The organism is Stenotrophomonas sp. HMWF023 (genome assembly GCF_003060985.1).
GTDB classification, from domain to species: Bacteria; Pseudomonadota; Gammaproteobacteria; order Xanthomonadales; family Xanthomonadaceae; genus Stenotrophomonas; species Stenotrophomonas lactitubi.
In genome coordinates this window covers 1-7,874 of record NZ_QAIJ01000049.1, presented here as the reverse complement: position 1 = coordinate 7,874, position 7,874 = coordinate 1, and the positions used below count along the sequence as shown (strand labels likewise).

At 65.8% G+C, this 7,874-nt stretch carries 8 protein-coding genes and 1 pseudogene; 2 read left to right on the top strand and 7 right to left on the bottom strand.

Going from position 1 to position 7,874, the window contains the following annotated elements:
- Positions 1 to 1,447: sensor domain-containing diguanylate cyclase (locus DBR20_RS02085; RefSeq protein ID WP_108265021.1), on the top strand; the 1,447-nt coding region annotated here is incomplete at its 5' end.
- A gap of 58 nt (positions 1,448 to 1,505) precedes the next feature.
- Here the strand turns inward: DBR20_RS02085 and DBR20_RS02080 are convergent.
- The 3 genes from DBR20_RS02080 to aceK all read right to left on the bottom strand — a co-directional run bounded on the left by DBR20_RS02080 (position 1,506) and on the right by aceK (position 5,145).
- Positions 1,506 to 2,381, bottom strand: a complete 876-nt coding sequence (locus DBR20_RS02080; RefSeq protein ID WP_308812591.1) for an energy transducer TonB — start codon at positions 2,379 to 2,381, stop codon at positions 1,506 to 1,508.
- A gap of 76 nt (positions 2,382 to 2,457) precedes the next feature.
- Positions 2,458 to 3,351 (bottom strand): energy transducer TonB, encoded by an 894-nt coding sequence (locus DBR20_RS02075; protein WP_108265019.1) that lies wholly within the window; start codon positions 3,349 to 3,351, stop codon positions 2,458 to 2,460.
- Positions 3,352 to 3,414: 63 nt separating this feature from the next.
- The gene (aceK, locus tag DBR20_RS02070; protein ID WP_108265018.1) at positions 3,415 to 5,145 is read right to left on the bottom strand and encodes a bifunctional isocitrate dehydrogenase kinase/phosphatase; all 1,731 of its coding nucleotides are present in this window, start codon (positions 5,143 to 5,145) and stop codon (positions 3,415 to 3,417) included.
- Positions 5,146 to 5,322: 177 nt separating this feature from the next.
- On the opposite strand from aceK, the gene DBR20_RS02065 reads away from it, so the two are divergent.
- Positions 5,323 to 6,069 (top strand): KilA-N domain-containing protein, encoded by a 747-nt coding sequence (locus DBR20_RS02065; RefSeq protein WP_108265017.1) that lies wholly within the window; start codon positions 5,323 to 5,325, stop codon positions 6,067 to 6,069.
- Between the two features lie 63 nt (positions 6,070 to 6,132).
- Here DBR20_RS02065 and DBR20_RS02060 read toward each other — a convergent pair whose 3' ends face one another.
- From DBR20_RS02060 to DBR20_RS02045, 4 genes and pseudogenes are all read right to left on the bottom strand, one after another.
- A complete protein-coding gene (locus DBR20_RS02060) occupies positions 6,133 to 6,492 on the bottom strand; it encodes a hypothetical protein (protein WP_025878601.1) in 360 nt (119 codons plus the stop codon).
- 52 nt (positions 6,493 to 6,544) lie between these two features.
- The gene (locus DBR20_RS02055; RefSeq protein WP_032976421.1) at positions 6,545 to 6,961 is read right to left on the bottom strand and encodes a roadblock/LC7 domain-containing protein; all 417 of its coding nucleotides are present in this window, start codon (positions 6,959 to 6,961) and stop codon (positions 6,545 to 6,547) included.
- Positions 6,954 to 7,502 (bottom strand): ATP/GTP-binding protein, encoded by a 549-nt coding sequence (locus DBR20_RS02050; protein ID WP_089237316.1) that lies wholly within the window; start codon positions 7,500 to 7,502, stop codon positions 6,954 to 6,956. Before DBR20_RS02050 ends, DBR20_RS02055 begins: the two co-directional genes overlap by 8 nt.
- Positions 7,495 to 7,874 (bottom strand): annotated as a pseudogene (locus DBR20_RS02045) (hypothetical protein); the annotation flags it as partial. The gene DBR20_RS02050 and the pseudogene DBR20_RS02045, both read right to left, overlap by 8 nt.

Sequence of the window (7,874 nt, the reverse complement as noted above, 5' to 3'; positions counted from 1 at the left end):
CAACACCCTGGAAGCCAACCGTGTGTATGCCACCAAGCTCGCCGAGACCACGCAGAACTTCCTGCTGGCCGCGCAGCAGCAGCTGGCCTATGCCGCCACCCGGCTTGGCAACAGCGACATGGATCCGGCCCAGGCGCAGGATGAAGCCAGCCGCCTGCAACTGCAGTCCAGCAGCTTCAATTCTTCGCTGGTCGTGGCCAGCGATGGGCGGGTGATCGCGACCTCGCCGCAGAGCCTGCAGCTGCAGGGCGAGATCCTGCGCAGCGCTGGCAGCAAGGCGGCGCTCGAGCGGCGCGAGCCGATGATCAGCGATCCCTACCAGTCGGCCACCGGCAAGCTGCTGATCTCGATATCGCACCCGGTATTCGACCGCAGCGGCCAGTACCGTGGCTATGTCAGCGGCACGCTGTACCTGCGCCAGCGCAGTGCGCTCAACACCCTGCTGGGTACGCATTACTACCGCGACGGCTCCTACCTGTACGTGGTGGACCGCCATGGCCGCATGATCTACCACAACAATCCCAAGGAAGTGGGCACGTATGCGCTGAACAACCCGGCCGTGAAAGCAGTGATGCGCGGCCAGCGCGGTGCACAGCAGGTGCGCAACAACCACAAGGTGGCGATGCTGGCCGGTTACGCGCCCGTCGCAGCAACCGGCTGGGGCATCGTCGCGCAGCGCCCGACCGAGGCGACGCTGCAGCCGCTGTCACGGCTGATGTCGGCGGTGATCTGGAATGCCATTCCGCTGGGCGTGTTGTCGCTGCTGATCACCTGGTGGTTCGCACGGCGCATTTCGCTGCCGCTGTGGCAGCTGGCGCGCAACGTGCAGGATGGCGAAGACACCGGCAATGCGATCAGCCACGTCAATGGCATCCAAGCTTGGTACTTCGAAGTGGCGCAGCTGAAACAGGCCGTGCTGTACAGCTTCAATGCGCTGCAGGATCGGATCGGCACGCTCAACCGGGCCAGCCGCACCGATCCGCTGACCGGCCTGCTCAATCGTCGCGGACTGCAGCAGGCGCTCGACGCACTGCAGGCGCAGGCCCTGCCGTTTGCGATCCTGACGCTGGATATCGACCGCTTCAAGTCGATCAACGACAGCCACGGTCACGACGTCGGTGATGCGGCCATCGTGCATATCGCCGAACAGATGCGCCGCCATTCGCGCGATACCGACGTGCTGTGCCGCGCCGGCGGCGAGGAGTTCCTGGTGCTGCTGCCGGGCGTTGGCGTCGAAGCGGCCCGGCAGACCGGCGAGCGCCTGCGCCAGGCCATCGCCGACGAGCCCTTCGCTCCGGTGGGCACGATCACCGTGTCCTTGGGCGTGGCCCACTTCCCCAGTTTCCACACGGATCCGGAACAGGCACTGCGCCTGGCCGACAAGGCCTTGTACCTGGCCAAGGAACAGGGCCGCAACCGGGTCGTGGTGTACCCGCACGCCGATTGAGCACCTCGATTCAAGCGGGATGCGCCGGGACAGAGCCGGCGCATCCCGCAATGACACATCAGCCCAGCGGGGTCAGCAGGCGTGGGCCTTCCTGCGCGCGACCGACCATGTACACACCACCTTCGGGCAGCAGGTCGGTTCCGGCGACCTGGGTTTCCTCGCCGGTCTTCCACGGCGCCCGCTGACGCGGGCCTGGAATGTAGGCGGCCCAGCGCCCGTAGCGCTCGCGCGAATCCTCGAAGGCGAATCGCACCGGTACCCGCACGGTCCAGAACTCGCGATCCTTTGCCTCGCCAGTGGTGGGCGGGGTGAACGTCCAACGCTTCGCGTTCCTGACGCTGGCCTTGGCCAGGATATCGCGCAGCTGGCTCATCACGCGTGCGGTGCCAACCACAGTCAGATTGGTCTGCTCAGCGATCACATCAGCCACCGTGCCATCACGGCCGACCTTGACCATCAACATGACCGTGCCCTCGCCCTGCATGGTCAACGCCTGCGGTGGGTACTCCGGCGCGCGCAGTCTCTCGCTGGTCACCTTGTCGGTGCTGACCTCGCGCTTGCCACCTGCTTTGCTGAAATTGGCATCGACCAGCCGCACACGCATGCTACCTTCGTCCGGGTTGTCGGCCATCAGCCGCAGGCGAACCGCCGTGCGTGCCTGCACGGGCTTGCCATCGACCCGCACCGGTTCGAAACGCCAGCCCTGCACGGTGTTTTCCACGAAACCGGCAATACCCGCATCGACTTTTTCGCGACGGTCGAGCTGGAACCCTTCAACCTGGCCTTCGCGGCCGATGTCGATGACGCCGCTGAGAGTCATGCTGGCCTCTGCCTGCCTGCGAACCTCGCGCGCGGTCTGCGCAGCGGCGGTATCGATCAGCACCGCACCGCCAGACACCGCAAGGGCCAGCGCGAGGAAAAGAGAAGAACGCATCACAGCCACTCCTTGTGCATGAAGACGATGAAGTCTGACGCCCAGGCCGATGCAACCTGGGGTCGGTTGGCCGACATCACTGCTCGGCAAGCGGGGTCAACAGACGCAGCCCGCGGGTGGCGCTGTCGACCATGTACACGCCGCCGGCCGGCAACAGGTCACTGCCGACCTGCGCGGCATCCTCGGTGGTGCGCCACGGAGCCTGCTGGCGCGGGCCGGGAATGTAGGCTTGCCAGCGTCCGTAGGGGCTGGGCGGTTGCTTGCTGCCCTTCTCGCTCAGCGCGAAGGTGACCGGCACGCGCACGGTCCAGAACGCCAGGCCTTTGTCCTCACCGGAGGTCGGCGGCGTGAACGTCCACTTGCGGGCCTCGCTGATGCTGGCCTTGGCCAGCATGTCGCGCATCTTCTTCATTACGTGTTCGGGTGCGACCACGCCCATGTTCACCTGTTCGGCGACGACATCGGCAACCGCACCGTCACGGTCGATCTTGACCAGCAGCATCACCTCGCCCTGTGCACCGACGCGGAAAGCCGCTTCCGGATAGCGCGGAGGCCGCACCTGCTCGGCGGTCACCGCATCGGTGGCCTTGTCGTCATATTCGCTGAAGTCCACGCTGGTCATGCGCACTTCCGTGTTGCCGTCGGCCCCGGGCCGGCCCAGCAGGCGCACGCGCAACGGTGCATGTTTCGCCACGGGCCTGCCGTCCACCAGGGTGGGTTCGAACTGCCACTTGCGGATCGTGCCGTCCACGAACGCAGCGATGGCAGGCGCGATCGATGCCTGCTGGTCGAGTACGAGGCCGCTGACCGCGCCATCTGCGGCGACATCGATGTTGCCGGTCAAGACCATGCTGGCTTCGGCGGTGGCACGCACCGCGCGCGTGCTCTGCGCTGCGGCATCAGTGCTGAGCAGGGAGCCAGCCGTGCCGATCGCAAGCGCGAAGGCGAGAAACAGCGGAGAACGCATCATGGCCCGATCCTTGGTGATGAAAGTGCCGAGATTACCCCAGTTCCCCGCCGTCGGCACAGCCGATCACGCCAACCGCTGCGCAGCCGAATAGGGTGGCGTGTCCGGATAATCACCCACCGCAAAGCGCGCCTGCAGCCCCTGCCACCAGGCGGGGTCGAACAGATGCCGATAGTGCTCGCGTACCGCTGCCAGCTCCTGCGCCGGCAAGCCCATGAAAGGCCCGAACCTCTCCGGGAATACATCGCGCGGGCCGACATGGAACCAGGGCTCGTCGGCCATCGCTTCTTCGGCGGAGCTTGGCGTGGGCCAGGCACGGAACACGCAGTCGCTGACCAGGCACAACTCGTCGTAGTCGTAGAACACGGCACGGCCGTGGCGCGACACGCCGAAGTTCTTCGGCAGCATGTCGCCGGGGAAGATGTTGTTGCGCGCCATGTCGGTGATCGCCTGCGCGTAGTCGAGTACGGCTGCACGCACGGCCTCGCCGGCCTGCTCGCGCAGGTAGAGGTTCAGTGGCCGGAAGCGACGCTGCACGTAGCACAACGCGATCTCCACTTCGTCGCCATCCACGCGCACGCTCTGCGCGCACTGCTGCAGCAGCTCGTCCAGCAACGCCGGGGCAAAGCGTTCACGCGGGAAACGCAGGTGCCGGTAGGGCTGTGCATCGAGCAGGCGGCCGACGCGATCGAGGTTGAACACCAGCGCGTACTTTTCCTCCACCTGCTGCCGCGACATCGCCTTGGGCCAGGCGAAGCGGTCGCGGATCAGCTTGAACACCAGCGGATAGCTGGGCAGGGTGAACACCGCCATGACCATGCCCGGCGTGCCTTCGGCATGCGCCAGGCGCTCGTTCGGGTGTTCATTGAAGTGGCGAAAGAACGTCCGGTAGCGCTCAGTCTTGCCCTGCTTGGCGCGTCCGAGCACGGTGTAGATCTCATCGATCGGCTTGCCCGGCAAAAGGCTGCGCAGGAACACCACCGCATCGCCAACGGTGGCCAGGTTGGCCTGGAAATAGCTGCGTGACACGCCGAACAGGTGGGCCACATCGCGGCGCCGGGTCAGCACGGCATCGGCGCGCAGGCCCTGGTCGTCGTTGACCAGCGCGATCACGCAAGGTGAGAAGCGGTGTTCGCCGAACACGCGCCCGACCAGATAAGCGCGACGCTCGCGGTAGAACACGGTATCGAGCAGTTCGATGCTGCGCACCGGTGTGTCGCCCCAATGCGCCAGATCATCCTGCAGGCGCACGGCGATGGCGGCGGCACAGCGCAGCTGGTGCGCATACGGAACATCGAAGCGGTAGTCGGCCAGCACCCGCTGCAGCGCCTCCACCGGCCGCGTCGGCGAGACGGCATAGGTATGCCGCGCTACCGGATGGGTGATCGCATCGGAGGGCTCGACATCGAAGGCGATGAACTCCACTTCCGGATCCACGCCGCGGATGGCGAACAGACGCCGCGACAGGGTGTTGTAGAAGGTCTTGTACAGCTCGGCGTCGATCAGGCCCTGCAGCAGGGCGCTGTAGTGCGCGTGCACCTGCAGCCACAGCGCGCGTTCGCTGATGGCGTCACCGGCCAGCCGTCGCAGTGCATCCATCTGCTCGGCGATGCACTGGTCGTAAAGGGCGATGCGCTCCACCGCATCGTGCCGCGCCGCTGCCCAGTCGCGCTGCTGGAAACGCACGCGGGCACGCGCCGAGATCGCGGCGAATCGCGCGTGATAGTCCTCGAAGCCATCACGGATCGCATCAGCGATGCGCGGTGCCAATTCGGTTGCAGTGACAGGATCGGACATGCACGACGTATCCGGGGGAACCGACCTCACCATACGCTGGCGTGGGGTAGCTTGTGTAGAGCCGAGCCGCGCTCGGCTGCTGCTGCCTCAGAGAACCAGACAAACGCAACCATTCCTACAGACCCCGGGCGACTGCATTGCCTACTCTTTCAGGCCCATAACGGCATGAAGTGACGCATGCAGCAAATGACCCTGATCCCACGCATGGAGGAAGGCAACGTAATCCCGCAACGGGTACGCGACGGCTACATCAGCGCGACAGCGCTCTGCCAGTCCGTCGGCAAGCGCTGGTCCGACTACCGCGCATTGAAATCGACCGGCGAGTTCATCGAGGAGTTGACCACGCAGACCGGTCTGGCAGAGGACCAGCTCATCCATGTGGTGTCCGGGGGCAATGCAGCGATGCAGGGCACCTGGATCCACCCCTACCTGGCCATCAATCTCGGCCAGTGGCTGTCGCGAAAATTCGCGGTGAAGGTGTCGCAGTGGGTGGTGGAATGGCAGCAGGGCCGGGCGAACGCGGTCATGCCTGCCCACATCGACCGCTACATGCAGAACCGCTCGAAAGTGCCCTACACGCACTTCTCGATGTTGAACGAGCTGACCCTGAACCTGATCGCGCCACTGGAGCAGGCAGGCTATACGCTGCCGCAGGAGCTGGTGCCGGACATCTCCGAGGGGCGGTTGTTCTGCAGATGGCTGCGCGATCACAAGGGCATCGAGCCCAACACCTTCGACACCTATGAGCACAGCTATCCAGACGGCCGCAACGTGCAGGCAAAGCTCTATCCGAACGAGCTCTACGAAGACTTCCGCCGGCACTTCAACGAAACCTGGCTTCCCCTGCACGCGCCCAGATACTTCGCTGCGCGCGACAAGCAGGCGCTGACGTTCATACGCACGCTCCTGCTGCCTTCGACGTGACATCGCACCGGAACGATCCCTGGCGTGCCGTGCAGCAGCCAGGGACGTCCCCACCGACCCGGCTCAGATCGCCAGTTCGGCCTCCACGTCCTGCACCTTGCGCCGCGCCAGGGCGAGGTTGGACTTGGTCCGGTCCAGCACGATGTAGAAGAACAGGCCCTTCTTCTTCGCCACCGGGCGCATGATGTGGTACGCCTTTCCGAGCGAGATCAGGATGTCCTCGATGCCATCGTTGAGGTTGAGCGAGGCGGCGGTTTTCATCTTCGCGCGGATCACTTCGGTATTGCCGGCGGCAGCCACTTCCATGTCCATGCCCGAACCGGCTTCACCCAGCAACATGCCGCTCTCGTAGTCGACCAGCGCCACGGCCTGCGCGCCATCGATGCCCATCAGTGCAGTCAACGAATCATTCAATCCAGCCACGTTGCACCCCTCTCAATGTTGGTTCGAGCCCCTCGTTCCCCTGCGGCCGGGCTCACGATCCGCTGAGTTCGGCCAGGATCGCCTGGCCACATTCCCTGCTCTGCCACAGCACCTGACCGATCACGCTGCGCTGGTCGCAGGCCGCCATCAGCAGCAACGGTGCTCGTCCTTCGGCCTGGATGGCCAGCATCAGCACCTTGCCGCCAGCAGCCTCCAGCATCAGCGTCTGCAGATCGCCCAGAGCCAGCTCGCGCCCTACCGCCGCGGCGAGGGCCAGCATCGCGCTGGTCATCGCCGCCAGGCGTTCACCGCGCCCCTCAGCACCGGCGCTGACCAGGGCAAAGCCATCGACGCTGGCCAGCACCACGGTCCGTACTCCTTCCACCCGTTGCTGCAGGTCCTGCAGCAACGGCTGCAGGCGCTCACGCTGCTGCGCGTCCGGCAACGGTGCGCCTTGTCCATCAGCCATGTGCGGCCACCAGTGCATGCGCTTCCATTTCGCTCATCAGTACGTCCATCAGCAGCAGTCCTTGTTCGCGATCACGCGCATCCACTGCCAGCAACGGCAGCGGCTGGCCATCGAGCCGGGCGCGATCGGCCCAGTCATCCAGTGCCGCTGCCGGCACCTGGTCAAGATGGGTCACCGCCACCACCAGCGCCAATGCCGGACCGAACGGGCGCAGCACCTGCAGGTAGGCATCCAGCTCGGCGGCCACCCCGGCCCGGCGCGCATCCAGCAGCAGCACGGCACCGCGCGCGCCCTGCAGCAGGATCGGCCACAGGAAATCGAAGCGCTGCTGGCCGGGCGTGCCATAGAGACGCAGGCGCTCGCCGTTGGGCAGGTCGATATCGGCGTAGTCCAGCGCCACCGTCGTCGACGCCTTGTCCGCACCCGCGCGGTCGCTGTTGGCCACATCGGTGTCGACCACGGCACCGGCGGCGATGCTGCGTACCAAGGTCGATTTGCCGCTGCCCATGCCGCCGAGCACCACCACCTTGTGCTCACGCATCGCGGTCACTCCCGCGCAGCGTGCGCCACAGGCGTGCGAGCAGGCTGGTGTCGGCAGTACTGGCGCGTGCGCCCGCCAGCGGTGCGGTAGGCGCGACCTGCAGCTGTGCATAGCCACACAGGTAGGCGGCGTGGATGAAATCGCGCACGGCGGCGGCGGGGAGATCCAGCAGCATCGCGCATTCGTCCACTGTGCAGGCACGCTTGAGCAGCAGCGAACACAGACGGAAGCCATCGTGATCGTGGCCGAGCACGCGGAAATCCGGCCAGCGCAGCAGCTTCACCGAGGCCCCGCGCAGGCGCTCATCCAACGCCTGCCAGTGGCGGCTGCGCTGTGCCCATTGCCACAGCAGCGGACGCAGCGGCAGTCGCG